The sequence below is a fragment of the Streptomyces sp. NPDC056883 genome, from assembly GCF_042788835.1.
In the GTDB taxonomy this organism is placed as follows: domain Bacteria; phylum Actinomycetota; class Actinomycetes; order Streptomycetales; family Streptomycetaceae; genus Streptomyces; species Streptomyces stoeckheimensis.
The window spans coordinates 120,809-140,977 of sequence record NZ_JBHUBS010000021.1 but is presented as its reverse complement, the minus strand read 5'-3'; the positions used below and the strand labels follow the sequence as shown (position 1 = coordinate 140,977).

The 20,169-nt window shown below is 70.4% G+C and carries 23 protein-coding genes; 9 read left to right on the top strand and 14 right to left on the bottom strand.

Annotated features, from left to right (window positions below):
- Positions 1-164 precede the first annotated feature (164 nt).
- A complete protein-coding gene (locus ACFRU2_RS35600) occupies positions 165-722 on the top strand; it encodes a GNAT family N-acetyltransferase (RefSeq protein WP_382980141.1) in 558 nt (185 codons plus the stop codon).
- Here ACFRU2_RS35600 and ACFRU2_RS35595 read toward each other — a convergent pair.
- From ACFRU2_RS35595 to ACFRU2_RS35565, 7 genes are all read right to left on the bottom strand, one after another.
- Positions 719-2,326 (bottom strand): type VI secretion protein, encoded by a 1,608-nt coding sequence (locus tag ACFRU2_RS35595; RefSeq protein ID WP_382980140.1) that lies wholly within the window; start codon positions 2,324-2,326, stop codon positions 719-721. The two genes, ACFRU2_RS35600 and ACFRU2_RS35595, sit on opposite strands and share 4 nt — an antisense overlap.
- A 1-nt stretch (position 2,327) precedes the next feature.
- Positions 2,328-3,743: an ATP-binding protein gene (locus ACFRU2_RS35590; protein ID WP_250744631.1), complete on the bottom strand. Its 1,416-nt coding sequence runs from the start codon at positions 3,741-3,743 to the stop codon at positions 2,328-2,330.
- A 19-nt stretch (positions 3,744-3,762) separates the two neighbouring features.
- Complete coding sequence (locus ACFRU2_RS35585; protein ID WP_382980139.1) at positions 3,763-5,325, bottom strand: SCO6880 family protein; 1,563 nt, start codon at positions 5,323-5,325, stop codon at positions 3,763-3,765.
- The gene (locus tag ACFRU2_RS35580) at positions 5,322-6,635 is read right to left on the bottom strand and encodes a hypothetical protein (RefSeq protein WP_382980138.1); all 1,314 of its coding nucleotides are present in this window, start codon (positions 6,633-6,635) and stop codon (positions 5,322-5,324) included. The genes ACFRU2_RS35585 and ACFRU2_RS35580 overlap by 4 nt, the downstream gene beginning before the upstream one ends.
- Complete coding sequence (locus ACFRU2_RS35575) at positions 6,625-7,437, bottom strand: hypothetical protein (protein WP_382980137.1); 813 nt, start codon at positions 7,435-7,437, stop codon at positions 6,625-6,627. The genes ACFRU2_RS35580 and ACFRU2_RS35575 overlap by 11 nt, the downstream gene beginning before the upstream one ends.
- Positions 7,438-7,522: 85 nt before the next feature.
- Positions 7,523-7,831: a hypothetical protein gene (locus ACFRU2_RS35570; protein WP_008742356.1), complete on the bottom strand. Its 309-nt coding sequence runs from the start codon at positions 7,829-7,831 to the stop codon at positions 7,523-7,525.
- A gap of 400 nt (positions 7,832-8,231) precedes the next feature.
- Entirely contained in the window at positions 8,232-9,047 is an 816-nt protein-coding gene (locus ACFRU2_RS35565) for a pentapeptide repeat-containing protein (protein WP_382980150.1), read from the bottom strand.
- 153 nt (positions 9,048-9,200) lie between these two features.
- Here ACFRU2_RS35565 and ACFRU2_RS35560 point away from each other — a divergent pair, with 153 nt between their 5' ends.
- The 4 genes from ACFRU2_RS35560 to ACFRU2_RS35545 all read left to right on the top strand — a co-directional run bounded on the left by ACFRU2_RS35560 (position 9,201) and on the right by ACFRU2_RS35545 (position 12,811).
- Positions 9,201-9,809 (top strand): LysE family translocator, encoded by a 609-nt coding sequence (locus ACFRU2_RS35560; RefSeq protein WP_250744626.1) that lies wholly within the window; start codon positions 9,201-9,203, stop codon positions 9,807-9,809.
- Between the two features lie 65 nt (positions 9,810-9,874).
- Complete coding sequence (locus ACFRU2_RS35555; protein ID WP_382980135.1) at positions 9,875-10,696, top strand: thioesterase family protein; 822 nt, start codon at positions 9,875-9,877, stop codon at positions 10,694-10,696.
- 171 nt (positions 10,697-10,867) lie between these two features.
- The gene (locus tag ACFRU2_RS35550) at positions 10,868-11,884 is read left to right on the top strand and encodes an NlpC/P60 family protein (RefSeq protein WP_382980134.1); all 1,017 of its coding nucleotides are present in this window, start codon (positions 10,868-10,870) and stop codon (positions 11,882-11,884) included.
- A 213-nt stretch (positions 11,885-12,097) separates the two neighbouring features.
- Positions 12,098-12,811 carry a phosphatase PAP2 family protein gene (locus ACFRU2_RS35545; RefSeq protein WP_382980132.1) on the top strand — a complete coding sequence of 238 codons (714 nt, stop codon included), beginning with the start codon at positions 12,098-12,100 and terminating at the stop codon, positions 12,809-12,811.
- A 55-nt stretch (positions 12,812-12,866) separates the two neighbouring features.
- On the opposite strand, the gene ACFRU2_RS35540 is transcribed toward ACFRU2_RS35545, so the two are convergent.
- The 3 genes from ACFRU2_RS35540 to ACFRU2_RS35530 are packed head-to-tail and all read right to left on the bottom strand — an operon-like array spanning position 12,867 to position 13,510.
- Positions 12,867-12,995 carry a hypothetical protein gene (locus ACFRU2_RS35540; RefSeq protein WP_382980131.1) on the bottom strand — a complete coding sequence of 43 codons (129 nt, stop codon included), beginning with the start codon at positions 12,993-12,995 and terminating at the stop codon, positions 12,867-12,869.
- Positions 12,992-13,225: a hypothetical protein gene (locus ACFRU2_RS35535; protein WP_250744622.1), complete on the bottom strand. Its 234-nt coding sequence runs from the start codon at positions 13,223-13,225 to the stop codon at positions 12,992-12,994. Before ACFRU2_RS35535 ends, ACFRU2_RS35540 begins: the two co-directional genes overlap by 4 nt.
- A 54-nt stretch (positions 13,226-13,279) precedes the next feature.
- Positions 13,280-13,510: a hypothetical protein gene (locus ACFRU2_RS35530; RefSeq protein WP_382980130.1), complete on the bottom strand. Its 231-nt coding sequence runs from the start codon at positions 13,508-13,510 to the stop codon at positions 13,280-13,282.
- 144 nt (positions 13,511-13,654) lie between these two features.
- Between ACFRU2_RS35530 and ACFRU2_RS35525 the strand changes: the two genes are divergently transcribed.
- Together ACFRU2_RS35525 and ACFRU2_RS35520 are read left to right on the top strand one after the other, a co-directional pair.
- Entirely contained in the window at positions 13,655-14,494 is an 840-nt protein-coding gene (locus ACFRU2_RS35525) for a hypothetical protein (RefSeq protein ID WP_382980129.1), read from the top strand.
- A 167-nt stretch (positions 14,495-14,661) separates the two neighbouring features.
- Positions 14,662-14,817 (top strand): hypothetical protein, encoded by a 156-nt coding sequence (locus ACFRU2_RS35520; RefSeq protein ID WP_243339423.1) that lies wholly within the window; start codon positions 14,662-14,664, stop codon positions 14,815-14,817.
- A gap of 35 nt (positions 14,818-14,852) precedes the next feature.
- Here ACFRU2_RS35520 and ACFRU2_RS35515 read toward each other — a convergent pair whose 3' ends face one another.
- Positions 14,853-15,203, bottom strand: a complete 351-nt coding sequence (locus ACFRU2_RS35515; RefSeq protein WP_382980128.1) for a metal-sensitive transcriptional regulator — start codon at positions 15,201-15,203, stop codon at positions 14,853-14,855.
- Between the two features lie 194 nt (positions 15,204-15,397).
- On the opposite strand from ACFRU2_RS35515, the gene ACFRU2_RS35510 reads away from it, so the two are divergent.
- On the top strand, positions 15,398-16,018 hold the full coding sequence (locus ACFRU2_RS35510) for a DUF47 domain-containing protein (protein ID WP_150519007.1): 621 nt from the start codon (positions 15,398-15,400) through the stop codon (positions 16,016-16,018).
- Positions 16,019-16,023: 5 nt separating this feature from the next.
- Entirely contained in the window at positions 16,024-17,022 is a 999-nt protein-coding gene (locus tag ACFRU2_RS35505; protein ID WP_250744618.1) for an inorganic phosphate transporter, read from the top strand.
- 152 nt (positions 17,023-17,174) lie between these two features.
- Here the strand turns inward: ACFRU2_RS35505 and pstB are convergent, their stop codons facing one another.
- From pstB to pstC, 3 genes are read right to left on the bottom strand one after another with little or no spacing between them, the layout of a single operon-like run.
- A complete protein-coding gene (gene pstB, locus ACFRU2_RS35500) occupies positions 17,175-17,951 on the bottom strand; it encodes a phosphate ABC transporter ATP-binding protein PstB (RefSeq protein WP_382980126.1) in 777 nt (258 codons plus the stop codon).
- A 28-nt stretch (positions 17,952-17,979) separates the two neighbouring features.
- Entirely contained in the window at positions 17,980-19,062 is a 1,083-nt protein-coding gene (gene pstA / locus ACFRU2_RS35495; RefSeq protein WP_382980124.1) for a phosphate ABC transporter permease PstA, read from the bottom strand.
- Positions 19,062-20,051, bottom strand: coding sequence for a phosphate ABC transporter permease subunit PstC (gene pstC / locus ACFRU2_RS35490; RefSeq protein WP_382980122.1), 990 nt, complete (start codon positions 20,049-20,051; stop codon positions 19,062-19,064). Before pstC ends, pstA begins: the two co-directional genes overlap by 1 nt.
- Between the last annotated feature and the right edge of the window lie 118 nt (positions 20,052-20,169).

Genomic DNA, 20,169 nt, shown 5'->3' with positions numbered 1-20,169 from the left:
GACCCTGTGGGAGAGTAGGACGCCGCCGAACAATCATTGTGGGAAAGCCCCGCACCAGCCCTTACGGGTTCGGTGCGGGGCTTTTCTGCGTTTACAGGGCTTTGTGGTTGTGGTGGGGAAACTCGGGTGAGGTCGGGTGGGCCGGCTCGTTAGGATCCCGAGGTATGAACGAGTACGTGATACGTCCTGTCCGGGCTGACGAGTGGGCCAAGGTGAAAGAGCTGCGGCTCGCGGCTCTGAAGGATCCGGCGGCGCCGGTGGCCTTCCTGGAGACCCTCGAGCAGGGCGAGGCGAAGTCTGATGAGCTCTGGCAGGAGAGGGCTGCCGGGGCTGCGACGGGTTCGGGCATCCGGCAGTTCGTCGCCGAGGGGCCCGATGGGGAGTGGGTCGGGACGGTGAGCGTCCTTGTCGAGGGCGCTGGTACGACCGACATCTTCGACGGGGAGATCGAGCAGGCTCAGGCGCACTTCGTGGGCGTGTTCGTCCGGCCGGCGCAGCGGGGCATCGGGCTGACCGAGGCGCTGTTCGGGGCCGCGATGGAGTGGGCCTGGGGGTTGGAGGAGCCGGTGCTGGCGCGGGTACGGCTCTTCGTGCACGAGGAGAATGCGCGGGCAGGGGCGTTCTACCGGCGGTTCGGGTTCCGGGCGAGCGGGAAGGTCGTGCCGATGCCGACCGATCCGTCCGCGAAGGAGCTCGAGTACGTGTTCCCGCGGCCCGCTTAGCGGGCGGCTACGGGGAGGTCCGCTTCCGGCCAGCGGGAGCGGGCCTGCTCGCGGCTGCGGCACAGGGCGAGGAGCGGGAGCGTCGTGTCCTGGAGCAGCTGCGGCAGTTGGGGGATCGGGGCCACGGCGGCGACGTCCTCGAAGACCAGGCTCAGTGGTGGGTCGAGCCGACCGTCGGATGACCGTGCGGCCATGCGGCGGCCGTGCTCGACCACGCTGGAGGCGAGTGCGGTCAGCAGCGGCATCGCACCCGGGTGGGCCCGGGGGTCTTCCAGGGGTTCGCCCACCACGTAGAGGGTGCCCCCTTCGGAGACGAACGATGCGAGGGCGAGGGAGTCGGTTCGGTTCGGGGTGCAGGATTCCCGGATGTGGATCGAGGAGAGGGCCGTCAGGGCCCGGGCCGTGAGGTGTTGGGCGAGTTCGCGGCGGTCGGGGTGGGCGGTGAGGGCGCTCTCCAGCTCGCCGGCCGCGCCGGGGGCGGCCGTTGCCGCCTGGGGGTGGGTGCGGAGGATGCGGACCGGTTCCTGGGCGTTGGTGCCCTGGGCCCAGCGGTGCAGTTGCTTGAACGGGCGGTTGTCCAGGGCGGCGGCTTGGAGCCAGCTGCGCAGGAGCGTTTCCGCGGTGTCCGCGAGGGCGGAGTCCATACGGGCCTGGGGGCGGACCGGGGCCAGGAGCGCGATGGCGCGGGCGGCGGCGGTGGCGCGGTCCGCGCAGCCTTCGGTGGGGCTCCAGTGGATGCGGGCCGGGGTGTCGCAGAGGTGGGAGGGGTCGTAGAGGAGGACGGGGCCCAGTTTGGAGCGGGCGTCCTTCGTGTCCGACCAGAGGGTGGGGGAGGACGTGATCACGAGGACGGCGCCGGTTGCTGCCGCGATGGCCGCTGTGGCGGCCGTGGTTCGGGCCTCGGGTGGGGCGTAGGCGAGGCCGCGGGTTTGTGGCGGGGTGTGCGGCTGTGCCGGGCTTGGGGCGTAGCCGAAGCCGTAGCGGTACGCCTCGTCCGTGGGTGCGGCGCCGTTGCCGGGGGCTCTGCCCCCGGGCCCCCGCGCCTCAAACGCCGGCGGGGCTGAGTATCGCTGCGACGTCGGGTGGGGCTTGGTGGGGGTGGGGACCGTGGGTGGGTGCGGCTCCGTTGCCGGGGGCCAGCCCCCGGACCCCCGCTCCTCAAACGCCGGAGGGGCCGAGATTGGCTGCGCGCTTGGGGGTGTTGCGGGGGGCGGGGCCTGTCGGTCCTGTTGCGTCTTTAGGCGGTGGCGGGATTTTGTGCGGGCTACGACGCCCAGGGTGAAGATGGTCAGGACCAGGAGGACCAGGAGCTGGCTGATGAACAGGCCCCAGAAGAGGCCCCAGTTGGAGAGGGCCTCGGGGGGTGTGTCCGGCCAGGCGGCCGGGATGTCGTGGGGTTGAGCTATCAGCGAGCGGACCGCGGTCGGGGTGCGGGTGAAGGTGACCTTGCTCGGCCAGGCGCCCTTCGTGAAGAGGGCCGCCAGGCCGGTGGCCGTCCAGGTGAGGACGGCCAGGCCCAGGAGGAAGGCCAGGAGGCCGACCAGGAGGCCGTCCGGGATGCCGCCTTGGGGGCGGGGATCCGGGTGGTCCGTGCGCTGGGGCATGTCAGGCCACCGTGGTGGCCGAGCCGCCGGCGTTGCGGTGTCGTTCCATCAGGAGGGCTCGTTCTTCTGTTTCCAGTTCGGCGGCCAAGAGGTCGTCGGGGAGGCGGTGCTGGACCGAGGATTCGGTCATGGCGCGGTCCGTGAAGACCAGGGGGCGTTCGGCCTCGGTGATCAGGTGTTTGACGACCTGGACGTTGCCGTTCACGTCCCAGACCGCGATGCCGGGGGTGAGGGTCGGGATGATCTCCACCGCCCAGCGGGGGAGGCCCAGGACGCGGCCCGTGGCGCGGGCCTCGTCCGCCTTCTGGGCGTAGATCGTGCGCGTCGAGGCCATTTTGAGGATGGCCGCCGCCTCGCGGGCCGCCGCGCCGTCCACTACGTCCGAGAGGTGGTGGACCACCGCCACGAAGGACAGGCCCAGGCGCCGGCCGAACTTGAGGAGGCGCTGGAAGAGCTGGGCGACGAAGGGGCTGTTGATGATGTGCCAGGCCTCTTCGACCAGGAAGATGCGCTTCTTGCGGTCCGGGCGGATCCAGGTGTGCTCCAGCCACACGCCGACGATCGCCATCAGGATCGGCATGGCGATGGAGTTGCGGTCGATGTGGGACAGGTCGAAGACGATGAGGGGCGCGTCGAGGTCGATGCCCACGGTGGTCGGGCCGTCGAACATGCCGCGCAGGTCGCCGTCGACCAGGCGGTCGATGACGAGTGCGACGTCCAGGCCCCAGGCGCGGACATCGTCTATGGCCACGTTCATGGAGAGGGCCGACTCGGGCTCCGGGTGGCGCAGTTGTTCCACGATGTCCATCAGGACCGGCTGGCGGTCCGTGATGGTTTCCACGACGTAGGCGTGCGCGACTTTCAGGGCGAAGCCCGAGCGCTCGTCCAGGCCGTGGCCCATCGCGACCTCGATGATCGTGCGGAGCAGCGCGAGCTGGCCCGTCGCGGTGATCGCCGGGTCGAGGGGGTTGAGGCGGATCCCGTCGTCGTTCGCGGCGATGGGGTCCAGGCGGATGGGGGTTATTCCCAGCTGCTGGGCGATGAGGTTCCACTCGCCGACGCCGTCCTCGCCCTGGGCGTCCAGGACGACGACCTGGCGGTCCCTGAAGCGGAGCTGGCGCAGGACGTAGGTCTTTTCGAGGGCGGACTTGCCGTTGCCCGATTCGCCCAGGACCAGCCAGTGGGGGGCCGGGAGTTGCTGGCCGTACAGCTGGAAGGGGTCGTAGATGTAGCCCTTGCCGCTGTAGACCTCACGGCCGATGATGACGCCCGAGTCGCCGAGACCGGGGGCGGCCGTGGGGAGGTAGACGGCTTGGGCCTGGCCCGTGGACGTGCGGACGGGGAGGCGGGTGGTTTCCACCTTGCCGAACAGGAAGCTGGTGAAGGCGTCCGTCAGGGCGGACATGGGATCTCGCATGGGCGGCCATTCCCTCCAGCTAGCGTCGGATGCCGGTGGCGAACGGCAGGGTGTTGACGAAGGCGCGGTGGTGCTCGCGGTCACACCATTCGAGCTTCAGGTAGGACTTGCCCGCCGAGGCGCGGATGGTGCGCTTGTCGCGGGCGAGGGCTTCGGGGGAGCGGGAGGAGACCGTGATGTAGCCGACCAGGTTGACCCCGGCGGCGCCGCTCGCGAGGTCTTCGCCGCGCTGGTCGAGCCGGCCGTGCGCGGCGATGTCGCGGGGGTCGACGGTGCGGTTCATCTTGGCGGCGCGGCTGGCGTCGGCCTCGTCGTTCGTCTTCTCCGTGAGCATGCGCTCGATGGCGATCTCGGTGGGCTCCAGGTCCATGGTGACGGCGACCGTGCGGATGACGTCGGGGGTGTGGACCAGGAGCGGGGCGAGGAAGTTCACGCCGACCGGGGTCATCGGCCATTCCTTCACCCAGGCCGTGGCGTGGCACCAGGGGGCGCGGGTGGAGGACTCGCGGGTCTTGGCCTGGAGGTAGGTCGGTTCGACGGCGTCCAGTTCCGCGGGCCAGGCGTTGCGCTTGGTCATGGCCTGGATGTGGTCGATGGGGTGGTCCGGGTCGTACATGGAGTGCACGAGGGAGGCGAGGCGGCCCTGGCCCAGCGGCTGGCGGACGCGGATGTCGGCCTCGGCGAGGCGGGCGCAGATGTCGGTGAGCTCGCGGGCCATGACGATGGCGAGGCCGGCGTCGCGGTCGACCCTGCGGCCCTTGTGGGGAATCGCGGCGCGGGCGATGGTGTGGGCCTCGGCGGCGAGTTCGCGGGTGAAGTGGATGCAGGCGACGAGGTACGCGCGGTGCTGCTCGGAGGAGGTCGACACCATCGACTGGAGCTGGTCGTACGAATCGCGCAGCCAGACGGGGGCGTTGGTGTCGCCGCGGGCGGCCACGTCCTTGTCGTGGGCCTCCGGGTCGGCGGGCAGGGTGCGTACGAGCATCTGGAGGCGGGTGACGAAGCCGTCGCCGTTGGCCACGTGCTTGAGGAGGGTGCCGAAGCGGTCGACGAGGGCTTCCTGGTCCTCGCTGTCGCGCAGGCCGACGCCGGGGCCCTCGATCTCGATGGCGGCGGTGACGGTTCTGCGGTCCGCGTGGAGCAGGACGGCGATCTCGTCGGGGCCGAAGGGGGCGGCGAGCCAGTTGATGCGGCCGATGCCGGGGGGCGGGCCGACCTCGACCTCGCGGCCGTCGCCGGCGCGGATGCCGGCTTCCATGGCGCCGGAGCGGAACGTGGTGCCGCGGCGCAGGGTGCGCTTGTAGCTGCGGTTGATCTCGAACCAGCGGTAGAAGGTGCGGCCGCGGTAGGGGACGTAGACGGCGGCGAGGGCGACCATGGGGAAGCCGGCGAGGGAGACGATGCGCAGGGTGAGGGCGGGCACGAGCAGTCCGCTCATCATGCCGAGGAACGCGCCGGCGATGATCAGGGCGATCTCGCCGGTCTCGCGGTTCTTGCCGACGATCGCGTTCGGCCGGGCCCGGCCGATGAGATACGTGCGGCGGGGCGTGACCGGGTGGAGCTGGTGGGACTGGGTCGTCACCGCCCGTCACCTCCTGTGTTCCTCGTGCTGGAGCCCGTACGGGGCGGGGGTGCGGCGGCGGGGCCGGCCCCGCCTCCTCCGCCGCCGGAGCCGCGGCTGCTGTGTGCGGCCATGCCTCCGGAGATCTGGTTGTCGCCGCCGGCGCGGTGGGCGCCGCCGCCGCTGTTTCCGCCTCCGCCACCGCCGCGGCTGCTGTGGGTCTTGATGCCCTGGGAGACGAGGGAGGCCGGGGAGCTGATGACGGCGGCCGCCTGGGCGCCGTCGGTGGCCTTGCTGCGGTTGGTGCGGGCGGAGGCGATCTCGTCGCCGAAGCCGGGGACGAAGCGGTAGATCATCGCGGAGGCGAAGATCGCCAGGAGGATGATGGCGAGGCCCGAGACGACGGCGGAGAAGGCGTTCGGGCCCTTCTCTCCGGCGAGGGCTCCGGCGAGGCCCAGGACGATGACGATCACCGGTTTGACGAGGATGACCGCGATCATGATGCCCGCCCAGCGGCGGACGTGGCCCCAGAGGTTGCGGTCGACGAGGCCGGCGTAGACGACGGTGCCGAGCAGGGCGCCGACGTAGAGGAGCGCGGCGCGGATGACCAGTTCGAGGCAGAGGATGCCCGCGGCGAGCACGGTGACGAGGGCGACCACGATCAGCATGATCGGGCCGCCGCCGATGTCGTCGCCCTTTTTGAGGGCTTCGGCGAAGGAGCCGAAGAAGACGTCCGTCTGGCCGCCGGTGGCGGAGGCGATGACCTCGGTGACGCCGTCGGTGGCGGAGACGACGGTGTAGAGGATGAGGGGGGTGAAGGCGGAGGCGAGGACGGTGAGCCAGAGGAAGCCGATGGCTTCGGACATGGCGGTGGTGAAGGGGACGCCTCGGATGGCTCGTTTGGCGACGGCGAAGAGCCAGAGGATGAGCGTGAGGATGGTGGAGGCGGCGAAGACGATGGCGTACTGCTTGAGGAAGGTGCCGTTGGTGAAGTCGACGTTGGCGGTGCCGTTGACCGCTTTGCTGAGTTCGCCGACGATCCAGGCTGCGGCGTCGGCGCAGCCCTTTGCGAGGGAGGAGAGGGGGTTCAGCGCGTCTGTGGGGTCGCTGGGGGCGAGGCCTGCGCCGGGGGCGGGCAGGGTGGAGTCGCCGCGTTCGCAGTAGTCCTTGGCCGGGCCGCGAATCAGGTCGCAGGGGTCGTTGCTCGGCAGCACGCCAGGGGTGGGCGTGGGACTCGGTGCGGCTGCGGCGCGGGCGGCCAGCAGGACGGCAGAGGTCTGCACGGCCGTGGCGATGGCCATGAAGGACAAGCCGCGACGGCTAGCGTGCATAGGTGAGTCCCCCGAACTGAGATACGGCTGCGGCCATCTCTTCGGCCGTAGCTGCCGTTTGGTCGCGGCCCACGGGGGCCGGGCCGTCCTTCTGCGTGAAGCTGGAGATGCGCCACTCCTCGCCGCTCCAGCGCAGGTCGAAGGTGTTCGTGTACCAGCTCTCGGCGACGGGGTTCTTGGACCCTTCCCCGGCGAGTCCGAACAGCGTCGAGTACCAGACGGACACGCTCGCGCTCTCCGCGCTGAAGCGCTCCGCCTTGGTTCCCACCGGGTTGGTCCGGGAGATGAAGGTCAGGCCCTTGGGGGCCTTGCCGGTGGCATCGAGGCCGATACGGGAAAGGAACTCGGGGTCCGTGTAGACGCGGTCCAGGTCCCCTTGGCGGGCGGTGGCCACGTCCGGCAGGTACACGGCCTGCACGATGGCCTTCCTTCGCGTGGAATTGAACATGCCGTCAGAGCCGAGTGCCACCGCGTAGTTGGCCGCTGCGGACTGGGCGCCCTGTTCGGTTTGGGCGAAGCCCTTCGGGATGCCTGCGGACTTGCCGTCGACCGGGGGGATGCCCGTGGCTGCCGTTGGGTTGGTGGTGGGGGCCTTGTCCGCGGTCGGGGGGGCTTCCGGGGTGCGGGACTGGTTGGCGAAGGCGATGGCTGCGATGAGGAGGACCACCACGCCGACGACGGTGATGAGGCCTCGGGAGGTGCGCCGGGGTGGGGCGTACGGGTCCGAGGGCTCCGGGAAGCGGGTACGGGTCTGGCCGGTGCCGCCGACCTCGCCGCCACCGTATTGGTCGTCGGTGCTCATTCGGTGTTCGCCCCCTCCGCGTCGTACGACGGTAGCGCTGGTATCCGCGCAGGCGCGGTGTGGTGAGTCCTCATCAGGGCTCGGGCTAGACGGCCATTCCGTAGACGATCGTGAAGAGGGTGCCCAGTGACCCGATGATGAAGACGCCCGTCAGGCCGGCCACGATGAGGCCCTTGCCCTGTTCCGCGCTGAAGGTGTCGCGCAGTGCGGTGGCTCCGATGCGTTGCTTGGCCGCGCCCCAGATGGCGATGCCCAGGCAGAGCAGGATCGCCACGGCCATGACCACCTCGATCATGACCTTCGCTTCGTTGCCGAGACTGCCGAACGGCCCCCAGTTCGGGGCGATTCCGCCGATGATGGTGGTGATGTCGCCCTTTTCGGCTGCCAGGATCATGTAACTCACCGCCCCTGTATGGGTAGTTCCGGTAGCCCGTGCCCGGACGGCAGGGGTCACGCCCTATCTTCCCTGATGAAACCGCCGTCGGATGTCGACTTGACTGCTCTCTTTACCCGATCCGTGGCTCCGGGTGCCGTCCGTATGTCCTGACCTGGGGTCGGGCGGCGTGTGGGGGAAAGAACGTATCGTCACTCTGTGTATCACGCGTGGTGACCGCGGGCAATGATTGTCGTCTCGGTGCGGTGGTGGCTCGGATCGGGCCGCGCCGTTTGGCGCAACGGGGCGTGGGTCGGGCGTGGGTGTCTCCGGCCCACCGTATGGGGTTGGTTGCGGAGGGTGACCCTCATGGAGGGGCGTGTGGAGGCGTCGGGGGCGCACCGGTGTGCGGTGTGCGCCGTCAGGGGCCCGGGTGGTCCTCCAGCCAGTGCGCGGGGCGCGTGAGGGAGCGCGGGATGCGGGTCGCGGTGTTGCCCCGGGCGGCGTTCAGCTGGGGCTGGGTGAGGAAGAGGGCGTCCGTGAGGTCTGCGTCGCGCAGGTCGGTGTCGCGGAAGTCCGCGCCGATGAGGTCGGCCGTGCGCAGGTCTGCGCCGCTGAGGTCGGCGGCGATCAGGTAGGCGCCGCGGAGGTTCGCGCCGCGCAGGTCCGCGCCGGGGAGGCGGGCGCCCATCAGGTCGGCGCCGCGGTGGTTCTTCTTGCGGCCCGCCACCTTGGCCCGTACGAGCTCGCTGGTTTTGAGGAGGAGGGTGTTCACCTCCTGGCGCAGCGGGGTGATGTCGAACTCCGCGAGGGCCTCCGGGGTCGCCCCGGTCCACCGGGTGGTGTCGGCCAGGGCGGTGCGCAGCTGCGCGTGGAGGGGGCGGGCGGCGGGGAGGGTGAGGGCTTCGGCGAGGTAGAAGAGCAGCTCGTGCAGGTTCCGCATCACGGGGAAGACGGTGAACATCGTTCCGGCGGTGGCGGGGTGGGAGCGCCAGTCGAGGCCGCCGAAGGTGATCTGGGAGACCTGCTGGCCGGCGCCGAAGCAGTCGAAGACGGTGCAGCCCGGGAAGCCCTTGTCGCGCAGGCGGGTGTGGATGCCGCAGCGGAAGTCCTGGCCGAGGTTCTTGCAGGGGGTGCCGGCGGGCTTGTTCGCGGCGAAGTCGGTGGACTTGGCGAAGGGCAGGGCCACGCAGCAGAGCGCGAAGCAGTTGCTGCAGTCCGCTTGCAGGAGGGGCAGCGGGGCGGGGGCGGCGGGGCCGGTGGCGGGGGCGGTGGAGGGAGGCTTGGGCACGTCCCCATTGTCTCCCCGTGGGGGAGTTGCCTGGTCGTCGGGCGGCCGGGATGCGGAAAGCCCTTGATCGTCGTGGGAGGGTCCGGCGAGCATCGTCGTATGACCGAAGTGATCGCAGTAGCCGTCATCACCTTCCTCGCCGTCATCAGTCCCGGTGCGGATTTCGCCATGGTCGTCCGCAACAGCTACCTCTACGGGCGGCCCACGGGCCTGTTCGCGGCCGCCGGGGTCGCGGCCGGGGTGCTGGTCCACGTCTCCTACACGATGCTCGGGGTCGGTCTGCTGATCGCCTCCTCCGCCGAGCTGTTCACGGTGATCAAGCTCGCGGGCGCCGCGTACCTGGTGTGGATCGGGATACGGACCTTCCGGGCGCGGACCGAGGTGGCCGTGGACCTGGAGGAGAAGGGCGGGCTGACGCCGTTCGGGGCGCTCAGGAGCGGCTTCCTGACCAACGTGCTCAACCCGAAGACCACGCTGTTCGTCGTGTCCACCTTCACGCAGGTGGTCGGGCCGGGGACCCCGGTGTGGCAGCAGGCCGGGTACGGGCTGTTCATGTCGGCGGCGCACCTGGGCTGGTTCGGGGCGGTCGCGCTGTTCTTCTCCAATTCCCGGCTGCGCGATCGGATGTTGAAGGCGCAGAAGGCGCTGAACCGGGCCATCGGTTCGGTCCTGGTGGGGCTCGGGGTGGGGCTGGGCTTCGCCCGCTGAGCTTTCGGGCTCCGCCGGCCGGTGGGGCTGGCGGTCGTCGATTACCAGTCGGTAGCGTGGCGGCCATGGGTGCCGAGAGCGATGTCAGTGGCGTCAGTGATGTGGACGCGTTCTACGAGCGGGTCGACGCGGGGCGGTTCCTGTCGAGCGGTTACACGCGCGGCCCGTGGGACCCCGGATCGCAGCACGCCGGCCCGCCGGCCGCGCTGCTCGGGCGGGCCGTCGAGGAACGGCCGGGCGGCCGGGACGACATGCGGATCGCCCGGATCACCTACGAGATCCTGCGCCCGGTGCCGATCGGCCCGCTGGAGCTGACGACCAGTGTGCTGCGGGCCGGCCGCGGGACCGAGGTGGTCGAGGCCGCGCTCGCTCCCGCCGGGGCCGCGCCCGTGATGCTGGCGCGGGCGCTGCGGATCCGGGTGGCGGGGGAGTCCGTGCCGTCCGTCGTGCCCGGGCCGGAGCTGCCGCCGCCGGGGGAGGTGGGGCCGACGCCGTTCTTCCCGGTGCCGTGGGAGCAGGGGTACCACTCGGCGATGGAGACCCGCTTCACGCGGGGTGCGTTCGTCGAGCTCGGTCCCGGGACCTGCTGGATGCGGATGAGGGTGCCGCTCGTCGCCGGTGAGGAGCCCCGGCCCCTGGACCGGGTGCTGGTCGCGGCGGACTCGGGCAACGGGATCAGCTCGGTCGTGGACTTCGGGCGGTACCTCTTCGTCAACGGGGACCTCACCGTGCACCTGCACCGCCATCCGGCCGGTGAATGGGTGTCCGTGGAGGCCCGTACGAGCGTGGACGCGGCGGGCATCGGGCTGGCGGACGCGCGGCTGCACGACGAGAAGGGGCCGATCGGGCGGAGCGCACAGAGTCTGTTCGTCGCGCCGAGGGGGTAGGGGACAGGGGTCCAAATACTTCGTATCGTCCTATGAGTTCACCCGTCCGCCGGGGTCTGTGCTCCAAGTGCCGGGGATGCGACGGTTCCTGTGCCGCTTCCCCGGCGGGATGATTCGACACGGGGTGGCGGGAGCCCCGGGAAAAGCCGTTCGATGGGGGAAGGTTGGCGGGTGCGCAGACTCTGGGTCGTCGGTGGAATCAGCTTCGGGGCGTGCCTGTGCTTTCTCGCCCTGCTCGTGGTCGGTACGTACTCGGCGGCCGCGGGCATCTCCGGCGCCGGCGGGCGGGCCGGTGGGCTCGCGAAGGGGGCCGTGCCGGGGAAGTACCAGTCCCTCGTGCAGAAGTGGGGCAACCTCTGCCCGACGCTCAGCCCGGCGGTGCTGGCGGCCCAGCTCTACTCGGAGAGCGGCTGGAACCCGGGCGCGGTGAGCCCGGCGGACGCGAAGGGCATCGCGCAGTTCATCCCGGGGACGTGGGCGACGCAGGGCATCGACGGGGACGGCGACGGGGACCGTGACATCTGGGATCCGAACGACGCGATCCCGTCGGCGGCTTCGTACGACTGCGTGCTGGCGCGGCAGGTGGGCAAGGTGCCCGGGGACGCCGTCTCGAACATGCTGGCCGCCTACAACGCGGGCCCGGGCGCGGTGCAGAAGTACGGGGGCGTCCCGCCGTACCGGGAGACCCAGGGGTACGTGAAGACCATCACGACCCTCGCCAAGAGCTTCGAGGCCCCCATCGGGCGGGTCGCGCCCTCGCAGCAGGCCGCCGGGGCCATCTACTTCGCGCAGAAGCAGCTGGGCACCCCCTACTTGTGGGGCGGCAACGGGACGCCCGAGCAGGGCGGGCGGTTCGACTGCTCGGGGCTGACCAAGGCCGCGTACGAGTCGGTGGGGGTGGACCTGCCGCGCGTGGCGAACGACCAGTACAACGCCGGTCCGCATCCCTCGCGCGCCGAACTGCTGCCGGGGGACCTGGTGTTCTTCTCCGACGATCTGACGAACTCCCGGGAGATCCGGCACGTCGGGCTCTACGTGGGCGGCGGGTACATGATCAACGCCCCCTTCACTGGAGCCGTGATCCGCTTCGACAAGATCGACACGCCCGACTACTTCGGTGCGACGCGCGTGACGAAGGACGGCGCGGAGGCCCTGCCGCGGCGCGAGGGCGTCGGCAACACAGCGTGAACCGAAGGCCCTGAGCTGCAACGATGAGTCACTCTTCGATAACGTTGGGGTGATCATTCGGTGGAGAGTGGAACGTAGCCGCCAGAACGGGCGTTCCATGGTCACTGGGGGCAGGACGAGCGGAAGCGCCGGATTGATCACCGGGGGGCGAAGGGCCGCACATCGGCGTGCGGCCGTACGGGTACCAAGGCAAGGGCAAGGGGCCGCATCACCATGGCTGGACTCACAACAGGTGGGCCGAACGTGGATGTAAGCCTGCTGTACGAGATCAACGGACTGGCACGGCAGGCCCCGGGCTGGCTGGACCGGACGGTCGCGCTCCTCGGCGAGTACGGGATCCTGCTGGCCCTCGTCCTCCTGGTGCTGTGGTGCTGGCGCGGAGCGCGCCGGCAGGAAGAGGCCGCCGCCGTCGAGTCCTTCGCGGCGCTCGTGTGGGCCCCGCTCGCCGCCGGGGCCGCGCTGCTCCTGAACGTCCCGCTGCGGGAGTTCGTGGGCCGGCCGCGGCCGGCCGCGCAGCACGGCGGGGTCGAGGTGCTGGAGCCCGGCGCCGGGATCGGCCACAGCGCCTTCTCCTTCGTCAGCGACCACGCCACGCTCGCGATGGCGCTCGGCGTCGGCCTGTTCGTCGCCCACCGCAAGTTCGGCTTCATCGGAATCGGGCTGGCCCTGGCGGAGGGGTTCACGCGGGTCTACATGGGCCTGCACTATCCGACCGACGTCATCGGCGGGCTCGCCCTGGGCACCGCGGTGGTGCTGCTGCTCGCGCCGCTCGCGATGGCGCTGCTGACCCCGCTGGTGCGGATGGTGGCCCGGTCCCCGCGGCTGGGCGTCCTGGTCCGGGCGCGCGACCGCGTGGTGGCCCGGCCGGTGGACCTCGCGGCGACGGAGCCGGCGGGGCGCGGGCACGAGAACGACCTCGCTGCCTGAGGCGGCTGAGAAGGCTGAGGCGCCTGAGGCGGCGCTCCGGGCGGTGTCCGGAGCGTCAGCCGATGCCGTACGCGTTCCAGACGCTCAGTGCCACGGCCGCCAGCAGGCACAGGGCCGCGGCCCCGAAGCAGACGCGGACGGCGGCCGGGCGGGGGCGCGGGGGCGGGTTCGGGGGCGGGGTCACGGTTCGCCGCCGTGGTCGGTGGCGTCGGCCTCCGCCTCGGAGCGCCGGTAGCGGGAGCGCAGCCACAGGCCGGTCGCGGTGGCCGCGGCGGTGGTGACACCGATGGCCAGGGCGACGTCGCCGGGCCCGTCGGCCGTACCCACGGGGCTGGCCCGGGCCGGGGTGACGGGGACGAACGCGATCAGCAGGGCCCAGGTGAGGGCGGCGAGTCGTGGCGCGGGTCCGGGCATGAGACAAGGGCAACCGCTCCCGGGCGCGTCGGCCAGCCGGGCCGTCCGATCGGGCTACTCCGGGGCGTGGCCGGCGGCGTCCTTGCGGGCCAGGTCGCGGGAGCGGCGGGCCGGGCCGCGCCAGCCGCACGTACAGGCGGCCAGGCTGAAGGAGCCCCGTTCAGAGGTGCTCGTGGCGTGATCGGTGGATGGTGTCGGCGCCGGGACGGTGCCGTGACCAGGGTCGCGGGGCAGCGGCACTGCGGCAAGCGGAGGGACGAGAGTCGCTTCGGTGTGCGGTTCCACTCCACCAAGGTACCGGGCCGGGGGCGGGTGGGGCACTGGCCCGGCGCGAGGAGGGCGCGGCCGTGACGGGAGGCCCGGGACCTCGTTAAGCGGAGCGGGTGGGCCTCGGGCAAACAGCGGTCACGCGTTGGGGGTTGGCAGGCGATGGTGGTGCACCAGCACAGGCGGAGGCGGGGTCGCGCGGGTCGGGCTGCGGTCGCGGTCGGCCTGGCCCTGACGGTGGCGGCGTTGAGCGGGTGCGGTGGCGACGCCGTCGCGGGCGACGACGCCCGGCCCGCCGACGACCCGGCGGCGACGGTTCGCGGAGCCGCCGACGTGCTCCGGAGGGCCGGGAGCGCGCAGGCCCGTACGGCCATGGAGATGGCGACGGGCGGCACCCGGGTCACGATCCGGGGCGAGGGCGGGGTCGACTTCAAGAACCGCATGGGGCAGCTGCTGGTCATGCTCCCCGACGACGCCAAGGGCAAGGCCGAGCACCGGCCCATCACCGAGCTGCTGGTGCCCGGCGCGCTGTACATGAAGAACCGGGGCGCGGGCGTCCCCGACGACAAGTGGGTCCGCATCGACACGACGGCCCTCGCCGACGGGAACCTCGTCACCGGCGGGGCCACCGATCCGATGGCCGCGGCCGAGCTGCTGCGCGGGGCGCAGGAGGTGACGTACGTGGGCGAGACCGAGGTGGCCGGGACCAAGGTGCGCCACTACCGGGGGACGACCGACATCGCGCGGGCCGCGGCGCAGGCCTCGCCGGCGGTGAAGGGGGCGCTGGAGGCGGCGGCGAAAGGGTTCAGCAAGGACGCGGTGCCGTTCGACGCCTACCTGGACTCCGAGGGCCTCCTGCGGAAGGTCAGCCACCGCTTCAGCTACGTCAACAACGGCGTGATCGATGTGTCTTCCACCACGCTGCTCTACGGCTTCGGGACCCCGGTCACCGTCGTGCTGCCGGCCGAAGGCGACATCTACGCCGGGAAGATCGCCGATTAGCCGGCCGGAGCCCCCGGGGGCGGCGCGATCGGGCCACGGCCGGCCGCCCGTCCACTGTGGGGGGGGCCGGAAATGGTCCATCGGTGTCATGCGCGCCGAGCCGTGCGCTCCCTACGCTGAGAAGCCGAGCGCCGGCGACCGGACGACGGCAGATTGAGGTGACACGCGTGACTCCCGCAGGCGGTTCGACGGTGCAGGACCTCGTGGCGCTCGCCGAGATCGAGCTGTGCGGAGAGTTGATCATCGCGGCGTCGGCCGTGGCCGAGGAGAGGCTCAGCCAGGACCGGATCGACGAGGTGCTCATGGGCGTGTGCTCCGGCTGACCCCCGCTCCCCGGGCCCGCCCCTCGTGCGGTGGGTCAGGTGCGCAGCAGTCGGGCGATCGCCTTCGTCGCTTCCTCGACCTTGGCGTCGATCTCTCCCCCGCCCTTGAGGGCCGCGTCGGCGACGCAGTGCCGCAAGTGCTCCTCCAGTAGCTGGAGCGCGAAGGACTGGAGCGCCTTCGTGCTGGCCGAGACCTGGGTGAGTATGTCGATGCAGTAGACGTCCTCGTCGACGAGGCGCTGGAGGCCCCGGATCTGGCCCTCGATCCGGCGCAGGCGCTTGAGGTGCTCGTCCTTCTGGTGGTGGTAGCCGTGCACCGCGCCGGCGGCCGTGGTCGAATCCGCGCCCGTGGTGGCTCCGGAGCCCTCCGCCTGGATGGCAGTCATGCGTCCTCCCGTGGTCCGGAATGGGGGACCTATACCCCTCATGGGTATAGGGTACCGGCCCCCGGCCGAAGGGGCAGGGGCTCGTGGTCCTCACTCTGCCTGATGGAGGACACTGGGGAACGGCCGGTTAGCCGTGGCCGGGGGATGCGCCTAGCATCAGCCTGACCGAATCCAATGCACCCCGAGGACCTCACGTGCGATTTCGTCTGACCCCCAGGGAGACGAGCTTCTACGACATGTTCGCCGCATCCGCGGACAACATCGTCACGGGCTCCAAGCTCCTCATGGAACTGCTCGGAGCGGACTCCTCCGCCCGAGCCGAGATCGCGGAGCGGATGCGGGCAGCGGAGCACGCGGGAGACGACGCGACCCACGCGATCTTCCACCAGCTCAACTCCTCCTTCATTACGCCGTTCGACCGCGAGGACATCTACAACCTGGCGTCCTGCCTCGACGACATCATGGACTTCATGGAGGAGGCGGTCGACCTGGTCGTCCTCTACAACGTGGAGGAACTGCCCAAGGGCGTCGAGCAGCAGATCGAGGTACTGGCGCGCGCGGCCGAGCTGACCGCCGAAGCCATGCCCCACCTGCGCACGATGGAGAACCTGACCGAGTACTGGATCGAGGTCAACCGCCTCGAGAACCAGGCCGACCAGATCCACCGCAAGCTGCTCGCCCAGCTCTTCAACGGCAAGTACGACGCCATCGAGGTGCTGAAGCTCAAGCAGATCGTCGACGTGCTCGAAGAGGCGGCCGACGCGTTCGAGCACGTCGCGAACACGGTGGAGACCATCGCGGTCAAGGAGTCCTGAACCTCGTGGACACCTTCGCTCTGATCGTGACCATCGGTGTCGCGCTCGGCTTTACGTATACGAATGGTTTTCACGACTCCGCGAACGCGATCGCGACCTCGGTCTCGACCCGTGCGCTGACCCCGCGTGCCGCGCTCGCGATGGCCGCGGTCATGAACCTCGCCGGTGCCTTCCTCGGCAGCGGGGTCGCCAAGACGGTGAGCGAGGGCCTGATCGAGACGCCCCACGGCAACCGGGGCATGTGGATCCTCTTCGCGGCGCTCGTCGGCGCGATCGTGTGGAACCTGATCACCTGGTACTTCGGCCTGCCCTCGTCCTCCTCGCACGCGCTGTTCGGCGGCATGGTGGGCGCGGCGCTGGCGGGCGGCACCGAGGTGCTCTGGTCGGGCGTGGTCGACAAGGTCGTCATCCCGATGTTCATCTCGCCGGTGGTCGGCCTCGTGGTCGGTTACCTGGTGATGGTCGCCATCATGTGGATGTTCCGCCGTGCCAACCCGCACAAGGCCAAGCGCGGTTTCCGCATCGCGCAGACGGTCTCGGCGGCCGGCATGGCGCTCGGCCACGGTCTGCAGGACGCGCAGAAGACGATGGGCATCGTGATGATGGCCCTGGTCATCGCCGACGTGCAGAACGCGGGCGACTCGATCCCGGTGTGGGTCAAGATCGCGTGTGCCGTGATGCTCTCGCTGGGTACGTACGCGGGCGGCTGGCGCATCATGCGCACCCTCGGCCGCAAGATCATCGAGCTGGACCCGCCGCAGGGCTTCGCTGCGGAGACCACCGGCGCCTCGATCATGTTCGGCTCGGCGTTCCTCTTCCACGCGCCGATCTCCACCACCCACGTGATCACCTCGGCGATCATGGGTGTGGGCGCGACCAAGCGGGTGAACGCGGTCCGCTGGGGCGTCGCCAAGAACATCATCCTGGGCTGGTTCATCACCATGCCGGCCGCGGCGCTGGTCGCCGCCCTCAGCTTCTGGGTGGTCAACCTCGCCTTCGTGTGACCGCACGAGTCGTAGGCAAGAAGCAGGAAAAGCAGCAGAGAAGCAGCAGGAAAAGAAGCGGGCCGGTTCCCCCCACCCAGGGGGAACCGGCCCTTTCGCCTTGCGGTGGCACCGCCATGCAGCACCGCAGGACGCTTAATCACATCCAGGGTCTAGCCGAAGCGGCCCGAGATGTAGTCCTCAGTCGCCTGGACGGACGGGTTCGAGAAGATCCGGTCCGTGTCGTCGATCTCGACGAGCTTTCCGGGCTGGCCGACCGCGGAGAGGTTGAAGAAGGCCGTGCGGTCGGAGACGCGCGCCGCCTGCTGCATGTTGTGCGTCACGATGACGATCGTGAAGCGCTCCTTGAGCTCGCCGATCAGGTCCTCGATGGCGAGGGTGGAGATCGGGTCGAGGGCCGAGCAGGGCTCGTCCATCAGCAGGACCTGGGGCTCGACCGCGATGGCGCGGGCGATGCACAGGCGCTGCTGCTGGCCGCCGGAGAGGCCGGAGCCGGGCTTGTTCAGGCGGTCCTTGACCTCGTTCCAGAGGTTGGCGCCCTGGAGGGACTTCTCCACGATGTCCGTGAGCTCGGACTTCTTGAAGGAGCCGTTGAGCCGCAGGCCCGCCGCCACGTTGTCGAAGATCGACATGGTGGGGAAGGGGTTCGGGCGCTGGAAGACCATGCCGACCGTGCGGCGGACCGCGACCGGGTCCACGCCGGGGCCGTACAGGTTCTCGTCGTCCAGCAGCACCTTGCCCTCGACGCGGCCGCCGGGGGTGACCTCGTGCATGCGGTTCAGGGTGCGCAGGAAGGTGGACTTGCCGCAGCCGGAGGGGCCGATGAAGGCCGTCACGGAGCGGGGTTCCACGGTCATCGAGATGTCGTCGATGGCCTTGTGGTTGCCGTAGAAGGCGGACAGTCCGCTGACGTCGATTCGCTTCGCCATGGTGGTCACTTCGCTTTCAGTGGTCGCGTCAGCGACCGGTCTTGGGGGCCTTCCAGCGGGCGATGCCGCGAGCCACCAGATTGAGGATCATGACGAAGGCGATCAGGACGAGCGCTGCGGCCCATGCCCGGTCGTAGGAGGCTTCACTGCCGACCTTGTACTGCTCCCAGATGTACAGGGGGAGCGAGGACTGGGCGCCTTCGAAGGGGTTGTTGTTGATCAGCTGGGTGCCGAAGACCAGCAGCATGATCGGTGCGGTCTCACCCGCGATGCGGGCGACGGCCAGCATCACGCCGGTGGCGATGCCGCCGATGGCGGTGGGGAGCACGACCTTGAGGATCACGCGCCACTTCGGCACGCCGAGGGCCAGGGCGGCCTCGCGCAGCTCGTTGGGGACGAGCTTGAGCATCTCCTCGGTGGAGCGGACCACGACGGGCATCATCAGGATCGACAGGGCCATCGCGCCGGCGAAGCCGGAGGGGCCGAAGCCGAGCATCAGGTTCCACGTCGTCAGGATGAACAGACCCGCGACGATGGAGGGGATGCCGGTCATGACGTCGACGAAGAAGGTGACGGCCTTGGCGAGCGAGCCCTTGCCGTACTCGACCAGGTAGACGGCGGTCAGCAGGCCGATGGGGGCCGAGATCGCGGTGGCGAGGGCGACCTGCTCGATGGTGCCGAGGAGGGCGTGGTAGACGCCGCCGCCGGCCTCGAAGCTGGTCACGCCGTTCATCGAGTGGCCGAGGAAGTCCCCGTCGAGGACCTTCATGCCGCGGCTGATGGTCGTCCACAGCAGCGAGAGCAGCGGGACGAGGGCGAGGACGAAGCAGACCCAGACGACGGAGGTCGCGACCCGGTCCTTGGCCTGGCGGCGGTTCTCGACGATCGAGCTGGCCGTGTACGTGATGACCACGAAGAGGACGGCTGCGAGCAGACCCCACTGGATCTTGCTGTCGAGGTCGAAGACGGTGCCGATGCCGGAGCCGAGGGCGACCGAGGCGACGGCGATGCCGGCCGGGGCCCAGCGGGGCAGGTGGCCCTGCGTCAGGCTGCCGGGGGCGACGGACCGGGTGGCCCGGGAGGGGCGCTGGTCCTGGAGTGCGTGGCTCATCAGGCGTTCGCCCCCGAGAAGTCCTTGCGACGGGCGATGATCAGCCGGGCGGCGCCGTTGACCAGCAGGGTGAGCAGGAAGAGCACGAGACCGGAGGCGATCAGGGCGTCGCGGCCGAACTCGTTGGCCTCGTCGAACTTCGCGGCGATGTTCTGCGCGAACGTGCCGCCGCCCGGGTCCAGGATGTGGCCGGAGATCAGGAAGCTCGGGGAGAGGACGGTCGCGACGGCCATGGTCTCGCCGAGCGCGCGGCCGAGGCCGAGCATCGAGGCGGAGATGACTCCGGAGCGGCCGAAGGGCAGGACCGACAGCCGGATGACTTCCCAGCGGGTCGCGCCGAGGGCCAGTGCGGCCTCCTCGTTCATGCGCGGGACCTGGAGGAAGACCTCGCGGCTGACGCTGGTCACGATCGGCAGGATCATGATCGCGAGCAGGATGCCGACGGTGAAGAGCGAGCGCGCGACGCCGACCTGGGTCTTGTCGAAGACGTAGGTCCAGCCCATGTACTCGTCGAGCCACATGTTCAGGCCGCCGAGGTACGGGACGAGGAAGAGGGCGCCCCAGATGCCGTAGATGATCGACGGCACGGCGGCCAGCAGGTCGACCACGTAGGCGAGGGGCGCGGCCAGCTTGCGCGGCGCGTAGTGCGAGATGAAGAGGGCGATGCCGACGGCGATCGGAACCGCGATGAGCATCGCGATGATCGAGCTGACGACGGTGCCGAAGAGCAGGACGGCGATGCCGAAGACGGGGGGCTTGGCCGACGCGTTCCAGTCGAACGTGGTGAGGAAGTTGCCCTCGTTGTCGGCCAGAGCGATCGAAGCGCGGTAGGTGAGGAAGATGGCGATCGACGCCATGATCACCAGGAGCAGGATGCCGGAGCCCTTGGAGAGGCCCGCGAAGATCTTGTCACCGGCGCGGCCGGTGGACCTTCCGCTCTTGGAGACAGGCGGAGCCGTGTCTATCTGGGTGGGTGTGATGGAAGCCATGATCTTTCCGGTCTGGATGGGGGCAGGCCCCCTGGCGGCGGTGCACCGGATCCCCTGGGTGGAGGGGAGGGTCCCCGGGGCCGGTCCGCCCCCCGGACGGGGGGAGCGGACCGGTGGT